A 17,023-nucleotide genomic window follows, 5' to 3' on the forward strand; every position below is an offset into this window, starting at 1 on the left:
CAGTAATATGGTTTCTGAAATCGCAAATGAAACGTTAAGAGATATGCAATATCTTATGCTGACTCCCGAAAACCTACAGATCATGGGCAAAGAGATATCAAAGAGGGCAGCAGGAAGGTTGTCTGGTCTTATGGATGACAAGCTTTACTTCGATGTTATGGTTGTATTGGGTCAAAACAATAGCGCGAATTTAATATGGGATATTCGGGATTGGGAAGGCAGAGCTGTAGAGGTAGAAAGGTTGATACCATGACTGAAATTACAATAGAACAGCTGTACGATTTTAAAACCTGCCCCTTGCAATATAAGTTTACAAATATCGATAAACTGCCTCGCTTAAAGACAGAGGAAAGCAAGGGGCTTCGTGAAGTTATGCTGGCCACGATCAGCTATTATTATGTCAACCTTCATGAAGGTAAATTTCTTACACTGAGTCAGCTGAAGGATAAGTTTACAAGCCTTTGGTATGACAAAGATAAAATCTATAAGATCAAGTTCGACCAGAAGCAGAATCAGCGTAAGAAAGAGCTTGAGGCTTTCGGCATGCTGGCACTATTCCATCGACAGCAGCAGTACAACCCGGATAAGACCGTCGGTGTTAATGTGGACTTCCGACTAAAGATCGATCCGGACTTTCATATTGTGGGGCGTATTCCTGTGATCAGGGAAACGCCAGGCGGTAAACATGAGATCGTAAACTTTCAAACAAGAGTACAGCGCCCCACCGAGTTCTATCAGCGGACAGATATGGGCATCACACTACAGGCATTAGCTTTTCATTCAATGTACAGAAAAGAAGTAGATACGTATGTATTGCATCATTTAAAGACCTCTCAGTCCATCTATGTAGATCGGAAGCGTGCAGACTATCAAAGACTGTATAAGTCAGCTCGAATGCTTAAGAAGTCGATGGACGAAGGCTGGTACTACCCTCGGGAAGGTTTCCACTGTGATAGCTGCCCGACTCAAAAATATTGCATGGAGTGGCGCTAATGGAATTAATGAGAAGATATAGGCTAAATATCAGCGAAGCAGAGGAAAAAAGCAACGACCAAGTAATGAGACTGGCTGGAAATATCGTTTATGATGTATTAAAACGTCGTGTCATAATGGATCGCTTTGGCGGTCCCTCGGTAATAAATAGAGCAGATATGGAAAAAGAAATTTATGATAATTTACTGACCGCTGGTCTTGCTTATCATGTTCGTGTCTTAATAAATAGGCAATATACTAACTGTCAGATTCGCTATATGAGATCCAAAAAAGCGGGAGATTTAACAGGCGTAATGGATGAACATGATCTTGAGCGATACAAGGAAGAAGGGATAGTTCCACCTCATGGAATTAGATGGTAGAAGCCTATGGAGATGATGAAAAGATATCAAGATCGTCATAGGAACGTGACAAAGGTTCCTACGTCTACACCAAGAACGATAGGTATGGATCGGCCAAAGGGTACTATTGTGCATGAAGGAGTACGTCCACAAGGCAGAGGAACGAAGAAAGTAAACACATGTGGGTGGCCAGAAGAGGATAAAGCGTTTCGGAGATTTGGGTGGACAATGGTAGGGGTTGGCATACTCGTTATCATTTCGTTTATTGTTCAGAACTTGGGGGAGTAATCATATGGAGCTTTTGTCAAACTACCAGCAAAAGGTAAGGGATGAAATTAAAGATATATATTTAAGAGGACACAAGGGCACTGGGCAGATTATAGGTTGGAATATACCGGTGCCGGTTGATGTGAGAGAAGAGATAGAGCGAATATCCATACAACCTGCGACTATTCTTCAGGACCCTGGAAGTGTTACGTATATACCGGAAGAAATACGCAACTGGCAAGATCTACTCGAAGAAGAGCAGCGTCGTTCCGGGGATTCCGACATTGTAGATTATAGTCGAGAAGCTGAGAGAATATTCGAAGATAGAAGGCTTGAGGATGCTAGGCGACGGGCGCAAGAAAGAGAAGAATTAGCAGCCAAAGCACTTGCTGACTTAGAAAAAGCTGCAAAGACAAGAGAAGCCACAAAAAAGAAAGAAGACCGAATATGGCGGATCACAATAGTTACAGGATCTTTATTGATATTATCATCAGTCATAAATGCATTTCTAAACTCATAAAAGGAGCGAATTAATATGTCAACAATAACAAGCAGCACCCGCAAAGAGTCTTTCGATCTGGTTAAACAGGATGTAGCAACTCGTCAGAACATCATACATAGCTTTCTTCTTCAATATGAAGATGGCTTAACAGCTAACGAAATTGCAGCTAAAATGTACGAGGCTGACCTCTTAAAAGGATGGGATCGCAATCTGGTTCATCCGAGACTAACAGAAATGACAATGTCCGGAAGAGTAAGAGTTGAAGAAAGAAGAAAATGCAGTATTACCGACCGATCTTGTGGAGTGTATATAGCTGTTACTGATGAAGAACTCCAGGCTTATATGGATCAAATCAAAGAACAAGACCTCTTTATAGATTTTTCACAAACTACTGAAAAGTAAAATGTAACGTGTTACAATTATAGAAGATAGGATACAGGGTGAAAACATAGGAGGAAACTATGAGTGACACCCAAACGGACTATAAAGTCGTCCAAACCCATGGCGCAGAGATGCGCGATGACATTATTGATTGGGGCATTGAAGCCGTAAATGCACCCGATGTATGGAATACCACAACCGGTAAAGGAGTCAAAGTGGCTGTCCTTGATACGGGCGTGGATCGTGATCATCCAGACCTGCAGCCGAACTTGAAAGTCTATGCAGACTTCACTCGCTCTCCTTATGGGCCTGAAGACAAGCAGGGGCATGGAACACATGTTGCTGGCATCATTGGAGCGGCAGACAACGGAATAGGAGTTGTAGGGATCGCACCTGATGCAGAGCTGTATGTCGCAAAAGTCCTTGGAGACAATGGAGGAGGCAACTTTCAATCCATTATCAATGGCTTGCGATGGGCAATTGAGCAAAATGTAGATATCATCAACATGAGTCTCGGCTGCGCAAGCGAGCCGCCTCTGGAATTATACAAAGTTATTAAAGAAGCGGCTGCCGCGGGCATTATAGTTGTTGCTGCTACAGGCAATGAAAATACAGGTGTATGTTGGCCAGCCATGTATGACGAAGTAATCGCTGTATCTGCAATGTCTCCAGGGAAAGAAAGAGCTCCATTCAGTAACTATGGCATAAAGAATGAAGTCATGGCTCCTGGTGTAGACATCTTCTCTACGTATAAAGATGGAGGCTATGCGAAGCTATCCGGCACCAGCATGGCAACGCCTATTATCTCCGGATGTATTGCACTGTATATTAGCTTCTGCAGAGGGCAAGGAGTAGAGCCCACGCTGGAAGAAGTTCATGCAAAGCTAGAAGAATCCTGTGAGGATTTAAGTATTCCAGGCAGAGACATTTATACTGGCGATGGACTTATCGATCTCGAAAAATTAATCGGCTAATAGGAGGGGCGAAATCCCCTCTTTTTTTATGCAGAAATTGTGTTATAATGTAAAACGTAACGCATTACATTTTAAGTAAACAAGAGATATAGAGACTATAATGGAGAATGGTGGTGAAAACATGGGAGGATATCGTATTATTGAAGACCTAGGTCGTGGTGTATTCACGGAAGATTTAGCACCTAAGAAAGGAGATGTCAAAGAGAATGAGGATCGGTCCGAAAAGGAATTGGGCAGTGGAAAGCCAGCAGACGGAGAGTAAGGAAGATGAGAAACTTGTAAAGATGTCAAAAAAGTCCGAACAAGGAGTCACGAACATTGACTTTATCTTGGAGCCGGAGCAGTTTGATGAACTTGGCCGCACCTGCAGACTAACCTTCGATGAGTTCTGCGCTGTCATGAATAAGATCGCTGACGAGGAAGAAGCTGAATGGGACGAGCTCCGAATGAAAGATCAGGTGAATATTACTCGTGATGCTATCTTAGAGGCGACAGTTTTGAAGTATGTAAAGCAAGAATACGGACTTGATCCAGAAAAATTTACTGGGCGTGATCTTAATTACAACAAGCGATACGATAGTGAAGGACGCTTCATTGGTGAAGCATTAATTATCACATGTATGCACATTCCCACGATGGCAATGAAGGTGAATAAATAATGGCTAAAAATACAGACATCTTAATGATCATAGAGGGCGAAACCTCCTGTGTTAAAACAGTAACCAAGCTAAGTCATATAGATGTGATCGGATTCGATAGTCTCACGAAAGAAGCAATGAGGGGTAAGCAATACGACAAAGTGTTACTTCCTTTATCAATGAGGGAGTCCGAGGGTCATATAAAGGTGCTTCAGATTATCAAGCCATTAGTATTGATCCACGACGACTTCGATATTCGCATTATTTACTACTAAGGAGATACCGATCATGGAAACACTTATCCTGCCGATGATGATGTTCGGGAGCTATAAGTCTTATGAGAAAGAAAAGGACCCCGTCACTGGAAGATGGAAGATTAAAAAGGAGTTAAACGGCAAGGGCAAGCTAAAGCCAGTGAAGAAAGTTTACACCCATGTAGAGGCACTTGGAGACCCTGGTTTCTACCCTTCCGTTAACCATATCTATGAAAATACAGGCAGAGGCGGCAAGAAGCTGACGAAGCCGGCAGAAGATCTATTTGAAAAATGGCACGCCTTGGCTTATGCTTGGAGCTTAAAAAATGATTGGAAAATGACGACAAAAGATAAAGTGGTTCTTGAACTTACAGCCTACTTTCCAGATGAGAAGAAACGCGATACTCATAATGTCTTTAAGCTAATGATGGATGCTTTAGAAGGCGTCATTTACAAAAACGACCACTATGCCCTGCCAAGAGTAAAAGATTTTCACTATTTAGAAAAAGACTGCGGCATTCAGCCTTACTTCGAGCTTCGGATCTTCCGGAAAGCTGACGAGATTGACCCGGAGGATGTGAGGAAGGAATATGAAGAAGCAAGACGATCCGCTTCATAGTTATCTTGAAGAAGGCGATGCCAATCCTCTGATGAGAAGATATCACAAGATGATACGAAGATACAGCAGGCTTCTTGTCTACGGAGAAATGGATTTTAAAAGCTATGATTCTAAGCGATTTATATCCTGCTTCATTCGGGAAGCTGAAATCATCAATGATCTTTGTAAAGCTGGAGGATGCAAAAGCGAAACGATCGAGAAGGTTTATGATGTCATCAAGAACATTCGAGACACTTTCTCCGTCTATGATATAGCGGAGATCGAGCATGAGCTGCTAATCGTATTGTTAGAATGTGCGCACTCCTATAAAGAAATGGGATTCGGCTTTAGCCGATATGTATACAGTGTGTTTAGATACCGAGTAAAGCGGTTTGTGGATAATAAGATGTTCGAGAGTATGGAAGAAGAGCAGTACTCTTACAAAGATGACCGCTACATAAATGACGATCGAGCCATAGACAGCATCATAGAAAACAGGTATTATTATGAGCCTCTAAATATGGAGGTTGATGAGTATACTGAACTGGACAATATTCTGTGGTTGAACGGCATAGTAGGTAGCGATTTGTTCAAAGAACTGAGTTATAGCGAAAGATTTATTCTTCTTAAGGCTTACGATGAAGGCATGACAGATAGAGAGATTGCTCGAATTAACGGGCTCCATCATCGATCTGTTTATCGCATTCGAAAACGAATCGCTGATAGCTTCCGCGAAAAACGTGTAAAGGGAGAAATAAAATGTCTACGATGATGAACTTTAACGAGAACACTATGATTGCTGGAGTTGCCACCTTGGATTGTTCGAACAACTTAAATCATTTTCCATTGGAACTAAGACTGAAAGAAATCACTGAACGAGATAACTATGTTGTTGCAGGAAATCTAATTGTACCCAGTAAGTTCTTTAATCAAATTGTCTTATGCAACCGAGAAATGTATTCAGATCTCACAACCGAAGATGAAGAGGCAGTAAGCGGAGATAATTAAGTTTATCTCCGCTTTTCTCTTGATTCCTTCTATTATCTCGTTTATAATTGAAATGTAACGCATTACATTTCATAGAGGGGGTCGGATGATGGCGGGATTGCTTCAAACCTATATCGAACGACATCAAAAAGAGAAACTAGCCAATGAAACAAGGCCGATGAGAAAGCTTCATCCATCTACGATCGGCATGTGTAAGCGGAAAATCGTATTCGATATGCTTATGGTTCCGAAGCCAGAAACTGATCCGCAGCTCATCCGAATCTTCGAAAATGGTCATAGCATGCATCACCGTTACGAGAAGTTGTTCGCTGATATGGGAATCCTCGTTCAGGCAGAAATGAAGTTAGAACGGGACGATATCAGCGGACATACGGATGCGCTTATCAGTATTCCAAGCTTTCTAAATCCCTTTGGGGAGAAGTTCTTGGTCGAGCTAAAGAGTGCATTCAGTCATAGCTTTAAGTGGATGAAAGAAAACAATAAACCAAAGGCTGAACATAAGGCGCAGCTTACGTTTTACATGCATCTATCTGGCATCCACAAAGGAATCATTTTCGTTGAAGAGAAGGACACACAAGACGTTTGGGAATACCACATGAATTATGACCCTGTATACGGCAAGAAGCTAGAGCAAAAAGCAAACGAATGTATACAGCTGGCCAAAGACAGAAAGCTCCCTCCGCTTGAAAAAGGATATACGCCGAGCAATTATAAGTGCAAAGATTGCCCTTTTAATATCTACTGCCACTCAGATAGTGCCAAGAATGATGGTAGTATCCGTAATCCTAATCCGTTCAACTTCGGCAGCGAAGCTTACAAGGATGTCGAAAATATCAGAGCTGCTATAAAAGAAGGCAGACCTATCCCCGACGTAATCACCGGCGACACAAATGGAGATCTTGTGCGCGAAGTAGCTGAGAAAAATATAACTTTCTCAAAGGTGGATTAACTTATGTACATCGATATCGGTTTTGGAAATTTCATTGAAGAAAGCAAGATCATTTCAATCAGTCGTCCAGACAGCTCACCAATACGTCGCATGATGACTCAAGCTAAAGACGATGGGCGCTATGTGGACATGACACAAGGAAGAAAAACACGCTCCATCATTCTAACTAGCGGCGTAGGAGGCATGGTTGTTATTGGATCGCCTGTAGCTCCAACTACTGTTGTAAAGCGCGCAGATGGAAGATTTGGGCCAATTATTTCATCGCTCGACGTGATCGGGGAAGGCCAGTCGAAAGATTAATCGCAAGGAGAGCGAGTCATCTATGATCAATCATTTACATGTACACTGTGAATACTCAGAGCTTGATGGTCTTTCTACCGTAAAAGACCTCGTCAAGCGTGCAAAGGAAATCGGTAGCTCCGCGCTCGCCATTACGGATCACGGCGTTTGCGGGGCTATTCCCGATTTTATAACCGCATGCAAAGAGGAAGGGATCAAGCCGATCCCAGGCTGCGAAGCTTATATGACGAAGAATCGTCACCTTAAAAGTGATTTCCATAAAGCTTCAAAAGCTATTTTTTTAGAGAAGTATGGCATCAAGGATAAGGCTTGGAAGGCATTTCGGAAAGCAGTAAGAAACAATCCTGACAACTTTATGCTTGAAGCTCGGGAGCTGCTGAAGGACTATATCATGCGTGAAGATCTTAAGTCTATGGCTAGTGGATCAGAAGAAGAATTAGACTTGTTCGGTTTCGGCATGATGGAAGAAGAGAAACCACTCGTTGTAGGGTTTTCGCCAGACGATGCGCTTGAAGACTTCCGGAAAGAGTTCTATGAATTAATCAAGCATGATAACTTTCATATTGTCCTGATGGCCACTAACCAACAAGGATTGGAGGACTTATATGAAATTATTTCAGATGCTCATATCAGCGGTTTTTATAGTAATCCTCGTACTGATCTTGCCTTTATTCGTGATCGTGGTCTTGGCAAGCACATTATTGCTACCTCTGCTTGTCTTGGTAGTTACCTTGCTCGCTTTGCCCTTGCTGGTGATCTGGCAGAGTGTCGCTCATTCATACAAGAGTGCAAAGACACGTTTCACTCATTTTATTTGGAAAAGCAGGCAACGCGCATTCCAGAGCAAATCAGGCTTAATGAAATCATTGACCAACTGGCTCTGGAAACAAACACGCCGAAAATCGTAACAACAGATGTTCACTATGCCAATAAAGACGACCGTGACATCCACGATATTCTAGTTGCATCCAGTATGAATAAGTGTATTCATGATAACGACCGCTTGATATACGCTCATGAGTTCTGGATGAAATCAGAGGATGAGATTCGTGAGATTATTAATGATGATGAAGCCATTGAAAATACACTCAGAATTGCAGAGTTGGTCGATGTAGACTTGCCTAAAGATCCTTTGTTCCCTAAATACATTGTTGATGAAAATGATACAGCGGAAGAGCAGCTAGAGAAGCTGGCATGGAACCGGCTGTTCACCTACACATTAAAGACGCCGATTGATCTGGAGCAATATAGTCAGCAGCTACAATATGAGCTGAGTGTTATTAATCCACTTGGATTTGCTGATTACTTCCTGATTGTATCTGACTATATCAATTGGGCGAAGGAAAATGGATTCGAAGTCGGACCTGGAAGGGGATCAGCTGCCGGCTCACTCGTTGCTTTCGTTATTGGTATTACAACGATCGATCCGATTAAATGGGATCTAATGTTTGAGCGCTTCCTGAATCCAGAACGCGCAGGCTATCCAGATATCGACGTAGACTTCTCGTATGAAGGCGCTAGAGCTGTACAGGAATACATGAAGCAGAAATACGGTGATCTTAACGTAGCTCAGATTGGCACCTATGGAACTCTTGCAGGTAGATCGGTTATTCGTGCAGTTGGTAAGGCACTTGGATACAGTGCGCAGGATCAAGACCGGTTTGCGAAGTCTATCCCTGAAACGCCAGGCATTACATTAGACAAGTATATTAATAAAAACGGAAAAGAAGTGGATGGTGCTTATCAGATATCACCTGAAACTCGGATGTATGCAGATAGATATCCTGAATGGTGGCAAGCTGCCAAAGCACTTGAGGGACACGTCAGAAGTGCAGGAGTGCATGCTGGAGGCATCGTTCTTTCACCTAAGCCGCTTACGAACACTGTTCCTCTTCGACTGGATAAGGAAGGACTTACGACAACTCAATACGATATGGAGTGGATCGAAAAGTTCCTAGTTAAATTCGACATTCTTAAACTGTCTACACTCGACCTGATCAAGAAGACAAAACAGAATGCAGGGATTATGGATCTTGATCTGAATACAATTGACTTTAATGATCCGAAGATTTATGAAGAAATTTATAATAAGCTGAATCTCTCAGGAATCTTCCAGTGCGAGTCTGATTTATTCCGCGGAATCATTAAAGACATGGAGCCTTCAAACGTAGAGGATATTTCCGTTATCGTAGCGCTAGGCAGACCAGGACCACTCGACCTTATTCCCTCTTATATCCGAAGAAAGAAAGGACAAGAGAGAGTTACTTATCCGTTCGATAGCTTAGAGCCGGTTCTTGGAAAGACGTATGGTATTTGGGTCTACCAAGAGCAGATCATGAAAGCTTCCATGATTCTTGGAGGATTCACTACCGGTCAATCTGATATCCTGCGTAAAGCCATCTCGAAAAAGAATCACGCACTAATGGAAGAATGGATCAACTACATGATCTATGGCAGCGCTGAAAAAGATGCTGAGCTAATCGCTAAAGGCAAAGAGCCACTTAACATTCCAGGAGCTATTTCCCTTGGATATGACGAGGCAACACTTCTTAAAATCAAAGAAGACTGGATCAAGTTCGGTGACTACTGCTTCAACTATGCGCATAGCGCTTGCTACGCAGTACTCTCTGTTATGACAGCTTATCTGAAGGCTTACTATCCAACAGAGTTTATGGCTGCGCTCATGACAATCTCAGAGGGCAAGCTGAAAGATGGTGTTCCCCGTAACGTTGCATACATGAAAGAATGCGAAGAAATGGGAATCAGCATCCTGCCACCAGATATCAACTACTCTAACGACAGCTGGACACCAATCAATGCTCAAGAGGGCGAAGAAGGTCTTGGTAAGATTTTGTATGGCCTTGCAAGTATCGCAGGAGTCAGCAGCAAAGATCTTGATGTCATTACGGAATGCCGACCATTCAAAGAATTTGATGATTTCTTATTGGCCAATAGAACAATGAAACTCAATAAAACAAAAACATCCAATCTCATTAAGTCCGGAAGTTTCGATACAATATCCGACAACCGCAATCTCTTATTGCGCAGATATTTCGAATACCGCGGCGAAGAGTTTGAACATATGCCATCCAAAACAACGAAGAAGGACATTATCGCCTATGAGCGTGAAATGCTCGGCACAAATGTAAGCATTCGTTCTCGGTGGGATAGCATTGAAGATGGCAGAGAGAATATCACGTTCACCGGCTACATTATAGAGTCTAAGCCTTTCACAGCCAAGAGTAGCGGCAAGGTAACAGGTAAGGCGAAGATAGAGACGGCAGAGGATGAATTGAGTCTAGTCATCTTCAATAAGATATGGAGCAAGAATGCAGATGACTTCATTATCGGACGCAAGATTAAAGTCGTCGGCAAACGAAGCGGTTCAGATCTCATCGTAGATAAAATTACGTACATGGATCATGCCGAACAATCGGAAGAGGAAATAATGAATCAGTTCCAGGTGGAATTTAGCTAATAAGAGGAGGAGTCATCTGTGAATCTCATGGAAGTCTATTTAGATCAAACTGTCGAGAGCTTTATGCTCTGGATAGTAAATAAAAGGAAGCAAACCGTATCTCTGACGGTGTCACGATTAGAGGAGTTTAGGCCCCATCCGGACTATTCAGATGTAACACAGGGCAAAGTCATTATTGAAGAGTGGGTCATGGAAGAACTTAAAGACGATCCATCTATGGATGGATGGGAAGATCGCATGCGTGTTTTGATGATGAAATTCATAGGCGGGGGAGAGCGGGCATATCAAATTGTCTATCATAGGCTTGGCCGGCAAATGGACGGTAGCTGGCTGCTCACATTCAATTGTAAGGAATACGAATAATGGAATTGATGAGCACTTATCTAAAAAGAGATCTGGATGTATATAAATGGCTATTCTCTATGAAGCTGAATGTTCCTGAAAGTGAAAAGCATTGGCATGAAGAAAACATGGCGCTTATTTATAATCCAATGACGGATGAAATTATTAAAGGCTATGCTACTTCTGTAAAGATCGAGAAACTTAATGATCACATATATTCAAATACGACTGGCTCGTTTGATATGCACTTGCGTCCTTCGAGTGCATTCACAACTTCAAGAGTAATCGCAAGCATACCTTTTACATTTAGCAATTTAAAAGATATGAGAAAATTTATAGAGTGGCAAGATAGAACCTCCATTGAAATACTTACTAAGCAGCATTTCATAAGAGGAATCATTGTTGGCACGCTCGTCTTTGATGGATCCATTTATACCGACCTTGAGGCAGTTCATATTGAGACAAAAGTATAATGACATGTCGAATTTATGATAAATAAGTAGTATAATCAAAAATGTAATGCATTACATTATAACTAAAAAGGAGTGAGGCTCAATGTTGAGCAAAAGCGAATTTATTGCAGCTGCCTTGAAACAATATGTGGTTGTCCTAGATGATGGCCACGGTATGCAGACAATTGGCAAGCGCACACCGATCTTCCCTGCAGGAAGCGGGATGAAGAGCGAAACGGGCAACTTCATGCATGAGAACGAATTTAATCGCGCTGTTGTGAAGTATGCAAAGGATCATCTGGAGCGCTGTGGTATCAAAGTTATTGAGTCAGCTGCAGGTGATGGCGATGTTCCGCTGGCTACACGTTCTTGGATTGCACGCAATGCTAAAGCAGATGTATTCGTAAGCGTTCATGCTAATGCTAATAATGGCAAATGGAATAGCGCTAAAGGGGTAGAGACTTATTATCAAACAGGCGCTGGATCTGACAGCATCAAGCTTGCAAATATCATGCAAAAGCATCTGTTGATGGGAACGAAACAATCCAGTCGTGGCGTTAAATCGAACAGCTATCAAGTTCTTCGTGAGACTCACGAGCATATGGCTTCCGTCCTAATCGAATGCGGCTTCATGGATAACCTCGAAGAAGCAAAGTTGCTCATTGATGATAACTACCGACGCGAAACCGGTAAAGAAGTAGCCCAAGCTATATGCGAATATCTTGGTGTTACATTTATTGAGAATACGGCAGTAGGTGGTATCTCTACTTCTAAGAAAGAAGAAGAGGCATCTAAATACCCACCAGCAACTGTTGTAGTAGAAAAAGAAAATGGGTCTCTTCGACCTCTCTCAACACCTGGATTTATTAACAAAGGCACTTCATATGTTCCGGTGAAAGCTGTATCTATTGTTGCCGGTAAGTCTGTTGGATTTGATAACAAAACAAAGAAAGCATCAATAAACGAAGTCGTACTTGATAATACGATTGTTGAAAATGGTGTGGCTTATGCGCCTTCCAGAGATGTTGCAGCTGCGATCGGCATGATTGCTCAGTGGAGCCAATCTATATCACAAGTTAAATTTGTTTTTGGTGAATAGCATGGCTATGACCACCGGCACGGCTATCCTTATTCCAGGGAAGAAGAAAGGCAGCCTAAAAAGAAAGTAGCAGGACACTGTGAGGTGAGCCTGATGAAGAAGGACTTTGTTCATTACGAGCCTAGGGACATTGCTGCTGTCGTTTGTCCATTGCATCCACTTGAAGGGATGATCGGTACGATCTATGAAGCTTCAAATGAGAAGATGAGATATCTCGTCCGATTTGATGATGGAATATCTGATAGCTTCTCTTGGAACCAGATTAAACATCACCGATCGGAGGATGACCTCGATGCATTGATCGACCTTTCATTGACCCTTGGTGAAGCAGGGGTGGATCTGTTTGAAGACTGGAGCACGGAGAAGATTCTTCGATTCCATAGGCCAAATTAGCACAGGGGGAGATACAGGGGATGGATACACGCGATTCAAGGGAGCTTACACGTTTTGCCTTTGGTGAGCCGGAAAATACTCAGGACGAATATAACGAATGGGGCTATCCAAAGGAAATCGATGAAATGTTGGTTGCCGAGACCAGGGAAGAAAGGCGATCAATTGCAAAAGCATGGCGCAAGTTTAATGGCATTGAAGATGTTGAGAATCGTCGTGCAGCTGAGAAGAAGAAAAAAGATAAGAGCAAGAAGCAGTCTGCTCATGCTAAAGCATCAAGAAAGAAAAATAGAAAGTAACCTCTGAGAGAGGTTGCTGTCATCTGCCCAGCCGCTGAAGAAGGAGTTATCAGTATGGAGATTAGCAAAACGTTGATCAATCGCATTCGAATTTTAATCATGGTTGGCATATTTATTGCCGTTTACCACTTCATCGATCCGATGTGGGCTTTCGGTTTTGCCTTATATTGCATCTTGGTAGATATTGCCGATCTGAATGAAGACATGGATGAGTTAACGGAGGAAAGAAAAACATGGAAGAGTTTCTTAACCAATCGAAAGGGTTTCTAGGAATCCTGCAAAGCATGCTTACGGACAAAGAAAAGGAAAACTCAGCTGAAGCAGCTGACTTGATGTTCGAAGAGATCCGTAAGATATCAGAAGACAAAGAATTAAACATTAGGGAAATGATGAATGCTGCACTCGCTGTCCAGGCAGAAATACTGCAGCTCGTTATAGAAAAGACAGAAGAGATGAAAGGGTAGAGTGATATGAAGAAAATGTTCATCATAGCCCTTGAGGGACTTGATAAGAGTGGGAAAGCCACTCAAGCAAAGCTGCTTACTGAAGCATTGCGGGAGAAAGGTCTCAAGGTAGAGCAGAGTGAGTTTCATCGGTATGATACGCCAACCGGAGAGCTCATCGCAAAATGGCTTCGTAAGGAATACCCTGTTAGCCAAGCTACTATCGAGCTGATCATGGCAGCCGATAAGCATGCTCAACAAGAATACTTCAATGAACTAGAAGCTGCCGGTGTAGATGTACTAATCCTAGATCGCTATACTCTAAGTCAATTTGTTTATGGCATAGTGAATGAAATGCCATATGATTGGTGCGAAAAGCTTCAGGAGCTTTTACGTAAGCCAGATATGGATATTGTTATTGAAATTCCACCAGAGCTCAGCATGGAGCGAAAAGGAAAGCATAATGGCGGTGTTAATGATCGTTATGAATCTGATCTTAATTTGCTTCATCAAGTTAGCTTTGCCTATCGAATCTTCAGAAGAAAAGATCATCCAATTATAGATGGAAATGCGCCGATCGAGGATGTTCATGAAGAAATTAAGAAGGAAGTCATCGCAAGACTTAAAGACGAGGACATCCTATAATACTAAGCCACCAGCAATGGTGGTTTTTTTCTTCCGCCGATAGGCGGCAAAGGGAGAGGGGCAGCTAAAAAAGGTTTGACGCCGAGAGGTAGAATGTGGCATGATTGCTTCTTTTAACATTGGATGTCTTTCTATTATGAATTTTTCATACACTGAAATAATTATATGTATTGTAATGCATTACATTTCATTATATACTAGCTATAGGAACAAATGACCTTTTTTCCTGCTCCTTGATTTTTCTCTCTTTGACTTATTTTCCCTATAAAAAAGCCTGCCGTGTTGGCAGGTTTTTTTAGTGCAGATTAAATTTCATATTTCGTATTTCAGATGATATATTTTTGCAAGCCTCTGCTATTGACCTAGTGATAATAGAAGATGAGTGCACTTTTACGGTAGCCTTTAACTTGTCACCATCAAGATAAGGCAGAATTATTCTTCCTATTACATTGTACTGATCGTCTCGCAAATTCGTGTCAGTCTGTAGTCGTTCAATGATGATTTGCTTTTGCAAATCTGTGTGATCGGTTAAGTCAGCAATCTCCATTTGAACTACCATATCATTCATTAACGATTTTCCTCCTTGGCTTCTTCGTCAGAGTACCAATCAGATTCAATGCCTTCTTCTTTAAGATTGCTAATAAAAGTATCTCGCTCTGAAGGAGTTTTGAATCCTCTATCTTGGACTTGATCATTTTCAACCCAGGTTACAATGTACATGCAGCTCAATCCCCTATCTTGATGTATTGACGTGCTTCCAAATAAAAGTGGTGGCATCTTCCGCTGGAATAGACCATTCGCTCTTGATCTTCCGCCCATGAAGCCTCTTGGTATTTATGGCTTTTACTATACCAGCCGGTGTAAGGCCAGTCATAAGCGCCAATTGTTTTGCTGTGATCGGTTCGCCAGCATCTAGTGTAATTCTTATGTAGGTGCATCTTACAAACCTTCCGATCAAGGTTTTTTCCCACTTTAGCCAGTCGATAGTAAAGAATGTTTCATTCAGAAAGTTGTTCTCCCAAATTAGAGAGCAGATACTTTCTAGCATGCTTACTATGTCTTGCGGCATTTCTCTTTGACCGATCATATAGAGATAGATCTCTCGTATTTGTGCTGCAAGAGGATAAGGATATTGAACACCCTCTACAGTAACCGGCGTGGGCATTAAATGCAGCCCAGGGCAATACAGATTCAATTTTGCATGGAGCGCCTGGAACTTTTGGTCGATCTCTACGATCATCTCTCCGTAGTATTTTTCGTCTAAGCCTTTGACATATTTCATAATGACCACCCAACATCCATTTGTTGGGTTTAGTATATTATACCAAACTTTTAGTGTCAAGTCGTTGTCAAATCATACCTTGGTGATAAAAGTACTGGGGGAGTTTCCAAAGTCTAAGAATGTATGTTAATATCAATAAAAGGAAAAAGCCACCCGTGGTCAGGTGGCTTAAAGGTTCCTGCTATACCTAGACTTTAGTGTCATGGCTCCTTGAAAATTGAGAGAATCATCAGAGAGATATAGAGGAATATGATTTTTACGTTAGGTCTAGTATATCGGAGCCTCCTATTCCTGTCAATTACTTGAGGAGGTCTTTGAAGATGGGCGACAGCACGAATAACATACATTATTTCCGTTATGAAAAGACGGGTAATAAGGTGCAACGAATAAGAAAAGTTAACGGGGAGAATATTGAAGAAATGGTCGAAGAGACGAGGAAGATCTATTACACCGAAAAAGATGTCACTAGTTATTCGCTCGAGAACTTGGGTCTTTCACTGCCCTACACACCAGGCAACAAAACCACCGTTCATAACTACTTAATCAAATTTTGGCAATACTTTCTTGGGCCAGAAGCAACCATGACCTACATAAATTATCTGAGCCTTTCGTTCAATGAATCAATCCCGCATATGTCTCAAGAGCATATGGCAGAGATGATGGGGATCAGTCGCGTTACCCTGATTAAATACTTAAATAAGCTTGAAGACTACGGTTTTGTTATGCGCTTTTGGGCAGAAAGCAAAAAGAAAAAAGGCATGAACGATAGTACTCGAGTGAAGGTAAGGCAGACTGTTCCTTTTCTGAGCGAAGTGGAGCTGAAGCAGCTGCCGGATTGGCTACTTCTTCAGCACAATCGTTTCATGGAAAAACTTTTTGAATCGAACGACATTATGCTTCCTGAGAATAATGACCATGAAGATGAGATCAAGAAGCTGCATGAAAAAGGGAGATCTAGAACTCCTGGGACAATTGAAATTACCGCACCGCTGGAAGTACGAATCAATAAAAAGCGCGAAGAGCTACTTCTAAATCGAACCCCTGAAGACATACGAGTATGGAGCGAGATAGAAGATTTTCTGAAGCGATCTATAAGTGCCGTAACATTTGGGACGTGGTTCAAAGAAACTTTTGGTTTCTTTGAAGACAACAAATTAATTGTACTTGCTCCGGTTCCATTCGCAGCAGAATGGATTGATTTTCACCACTCGAAACAAATACTGAACATCTTCAGAGCTTTGACGAACAATGATGACGCAATCATTTGTGTTACTACAGCAGAAAAATTCTTATAAAAAGAGAGCAGAGGGAGACATCCTTCTGCTTTTTTTATTAAAAAGATATCCACAGATTTTGTGATTAACTCTTACGTTAAAATATATATATAT

The 17,023-nt window shown here is 41.9% G+C and carries 27 protein-coding genes; 24 read left to right on the forward strand and 3 right to left on the reverse strand.

The annotated features are described in order from the left end of the window. Positions 1-7: 7 nt before the first annotated feature. The 23 genes from TCA2_RS18820 to tmk all read left to right on the forward strand — a co-directional run bounded on the left by TCA2_RS18820 (position 8) and on the right by tmk (position 14,353). Positions 8-253, forward strand: a complete 246-nt coding sequence (locus TCA2_RS18820) for a hypothetical protein (protein WP_047913141.1) — start codon at positions 8-10, stop codon at positions 251-253. After that, complete coding sequence (locus TCA2_RS18825; RefSeq protein ID WP_047913142.1) at positions 250-993, forward strand: PD-(D/E)XK nuclease family protein; 744 nt, start codon at positions 250-252, stop codon at positions 991-993. The genes TCA2_RS18820 and TCA2_RS18825 overlap by 4 nt, the downstream gene beginning before the upstream one ends. After that, positions 993-1,355, forward strand: coding sequence for a hypothetical protein (locus tag TCA2_RS18830; protein WP_047913143.1), 363 nt, complete (start codon positions 993-995; stop codon positions 1,353-1,355). The genes TCA2_RS18825 and TCA2_RS18830 overlap by 1 nt, the downstream gene beginning before the upstream one ends. A 12-nt stretch (positions 1,356-1,367) precedes the next feature. Next, positions 1,368-1,622: a hypothetical protein gene (locus tag TCA2_RS18835; protein ID WP_238546451.1), complete on the forward strand. Its 255-nt coding sequence runs from the start codon at positions 1,368-1,370 to the stop codon at positions 1,620-1,622. Between the two features lie 4 nt (positions 1,623-1,626). Beyond that, positions 1,627-2,121 (forward strand): hypothetical protein, encoded by a 495-nt coding sequence (locus tag TCA2_RS18840; protein ID WP_047913145.1) that lies wholly within the window; start codon positions 1,627-1,629, stop codon positions 2,119-2,121. Positions 2,122-2,136: 15 nt separating this feature from the next. After that, positions 2,137-2,505, forward strand: a complete 369-nt coding sequence (locus TCA2_RS18845) for a hypothetical protein (RefSeq protein ID WP_047913146.1) — start codon at positions 2,137-2,139, stop codon at positions 2,503-2,505. A 59-nt stretch (positions 2,506-2,564) separates the two neighbouring features. Further along, positions 2,565-3,458 carry a S8 family peptidase gene (locus TCA2_RS18850; protein WP_052512212.1) on the forward strand — a complete coding sequence of 298 codons (894 nt, stop codon included), beginning with the start codon at positions 2,565-2,567 and terminating at the stop codon, positions 3,456-3,458. Between the two features lie 121 nt (positions 3,459-3,579). Next, entirely contained in the window at positions 3,580-3,720 is a 141-nt protein-coding gene (locus TCA2_RS27300; RefSeq protein WP_193746089.1) for a hypothetical protein, read from the forward strand. A 22-nt stretch (positions 3,721-3,742) separates the two neighbouring features. Further along, the gene (locus TCA2_RS18855; RefSeq protein WP_152557802.1) at positions 3,743-4,117 is read left to right on the forward strand and encodes a hypothetical protein; all 375 of its coding nucleotides are present in this window, start codon (positions 3,743-3,745) and stop codon (positions 4,115-4,117) included. Between the two features lie 267 nt (positions 4,118-4,384). Then, positions 4,385-4,969, forward strand: a complete 585-nt coding sequence (locus tag TCA2_RS26340) for a RusA family crossover junction endodeoxyribonuclease (RefSeq protein ID WP_052512214.1) — start codon at positions 4,385-4,387, stop codon at positions 4,967-4,969. Beyond that, the gene (locus tag TCA2_RS18870; protein WP_047913149.1) at positions 4,941-5,720 is read left to right on the forward strand and encodes a helix-turn-helix domain-containing protein; all 780 of its coding nucleotides are present in this window, start codon (positions 4,941-4,943) and stop codon (positions 5,718-5,720) included. The genes TCA2_RS26340 and TCA2_RS18870 overlap by 29 nt, the downstream gene beginning before the upstream one ends. Further along, entirely contained in the window at positions 5,708-5,956 is a 249-nt protein-coding gene (locus tag TCA2_RS18875) for a hypothetical protein (protein ID WP_047913150.1), read from the forward strand. Before TCA2_RS18870 ends, TCA2_RS18875 begins: the two co-directional genes overlap by 13 nt. Positions 5,957-6,041: 85 nt before the next feature. Further along, positions 6,042-6,905 (forward strand): hypothetical protein, encoded by an 864-nt coding sequence (locus TCA2_RS18880; protein WP_238546452.1) that lies wholly within the window; start codon positions 6,042-6,044, stop codon positions 6,903-6,905. Positions 6,906-6,908: 3 nt separating this feature from the next. Then, complete coding sequence (locus TCA2_RS18885; RefSeq protein WP_047913152.1) at positions 6,909-7,205, forward strand: extracellular matrix/biofilm biosynthesis regulator RemA family protein; 297 nt, start codon at positions 6,909-6,911, stop codon at positions 7,203-7,205. 22 nt (positions 7,206-7,227) lie between these two features. Continuing rightward, positions 7,228-10,683, forward strand: coding sequence for a DNA polymerase III subunit alpha (locus TCA2_RS18890; protein ID WP_047913153.1), 3,456 nt, complete (start codon positions 7,228-7,230; stop codon positions 10,681-10,683). An 18-nt stretch (positions 10,684-10,701) separates the two neighbouring features. After that, on the forward strand, positions 10,702-11,046 hold the full coding sequence (locus TCA2_RS18895; protein WP_047913154.1) for a hypothetical protein: 345 nt from the start codon (positions 10,702-10,704) through the stop codon (positions 11,044-11,046). Then, the gene (locus tag TCA2_RS18900) at positions 11,046-11,498 is read left to right on the forward strand and encodes a hypothetical protein (protein ID WP_047913155.1); all 453 of its coding nucleotides are present in this window, start codon (positions 11,046-11,048) and stop codon (positions 11,496-11,498) included. Before TCA2_RS18895 ends, TCA2_RS18900 begins: the two co-directional genes overlap by 1 nt. 82 nt (positions 11,499-11,580) lie before the next feature. Next, a complete protein-coding gene (locus TCA2_RS26345; RefSeq protein WP_052512216.1) occupies positions 11,581-12,576 on the forward strand; it encodes an N-acetylmuramoyl-L-alanine amidase in 996 nt (331 codons plus the stop codon). Positions 12,577-12,669: 93 nt separating this feature from the next. Further along, on the forward strand, positions 12,670-12,969 hold the full coding sequence (locus tag TCA2_RS18910; RefSeq protein ID WP_047913156.1) for a hypothetical protein: 300 nt from the start codon (positions 12,670-12,672) through the stop codon (positions 12,967-12,969). 20 nt (positions 12,970-12,989) lie between these two features. Further along, the gene (locus tag TCA2_RS18915) at positions 12,990-13,265 is read left to right on the forward strand and encodes a hypothetical protein (protein WP_047913157.1); all 276 of its coding nucleotides are present in this window, start codon (positions 12,990-12,992) and stop codon (positions 13,263-13,265) included. A gap of 54 nt (positions 13,266-13,319) precedes the next feature. After that, positions 13,320-13,535, forward strand: a complete 216-nt coding sequence (locus TCA2_RS18920) for a hypothetical protein (RefSeq protein WP_047913158.1) — start codon at positions 13,320-13,322, stop codon at positions 13,533-13,535. Further along, positions 13,499-13,729, forward strand: a complete 231-nt coding sequence (locus TCA2_RS18925) for a hypothetical protein (protein ID WP_047913159.1) — start codon at positions 13,499-13,501, stop codon at positions 13,727-13,729. Before TCA2_RS18920 ends, TCA2_RS18925 begins: the two co-directional genes overlap by 37 nt. Before the next feature lie 6 nt (positions 13,730-13,735). Further along, the gene (tmk, locus tag TCA2_RS18930; protein WP_052512218.1) at positions 13,736-14,353 is read left to right on the forward strand and encodes a dTMP kinase; all 618 of its coding nucleotides are present in this window, start codon (positions 13,736-13,738) and stop codon (positions 14,351-14,353) included. Between the two features lie 295 nt (positions 14,354-14,648). On the opposite strand, the gene TCA2_RS18935 is transcribed toward tmk, so the two are convergent. Genes TCA2_RS18935 through TCA2_RS18940 form a run of 3 tightly spaced genes read right to left on the reverse strand, consistent with a single transcriptional unit; the run spans position 14,649 to position 15,635 of the window. Continuing rightward, positions 14,649-14,921: a hypothetical protein gene (locus TCA2_RS18935; RefSeq protein ID WP_047913160.1), complete on the reverse strand. Its 273-nt coding sequence runs from the start codon at positions 14,919-14,921 to the stop codon at positions 14,649-14,651. Further along, on the reverse strand, positions 14,921-15,073 hold the full coding sequence (locus tag TCA2_RS27305; protein ID WP_193746090.1) for a hypothetical protein: 153 nt from the start codon (positions 15,071-15,073) through the stop codon (positions 14,921-14,923). The genes TCA2_RS18935 and TCA2_RS27305 overlap by 1 nt, the downstream gene beginning before the upstream one ends. 13 nt (positions 15,074-15,086) lie before the next feature. Further along, positions 15,087-15,635, reverse strand: a complete 549-nt coding sequence (locus TCA2_RS18940) for a hypothetical protein (protein ID WP_047913161.1) — start codon at positions 15,633-15,635, stop codon at positions 15,087-15,089. Positions 15,636-15,955: 320 nt separating this feature from the next. Here TCA2_RS18940 and TCA2_RS18945 point away from each other — a divergent pair, with 320 nt between their 5' ends. Continuing rightward, entirely contained in the window at positions 15,956-16,930 is a 975-nt protein-coding gene (locus TCA2_RS18945) for a DnaA N-terminal domain-containing protein (protein WP_047913162.1), read from the forward strand. Positions 16,931-17,023 lie beyond the last annotated feature (93 nt).

The organism is Paenibacillus sp. TCA20 (assembly GCF_000732325.1).
In the GTDB taxonomy this organism is placed as follows: Bacteria; Bacillota; Bacilli; order Paenibacillales; family Paenibacillaceae; genus Paenibacillus; species Paenibacillus urinalis.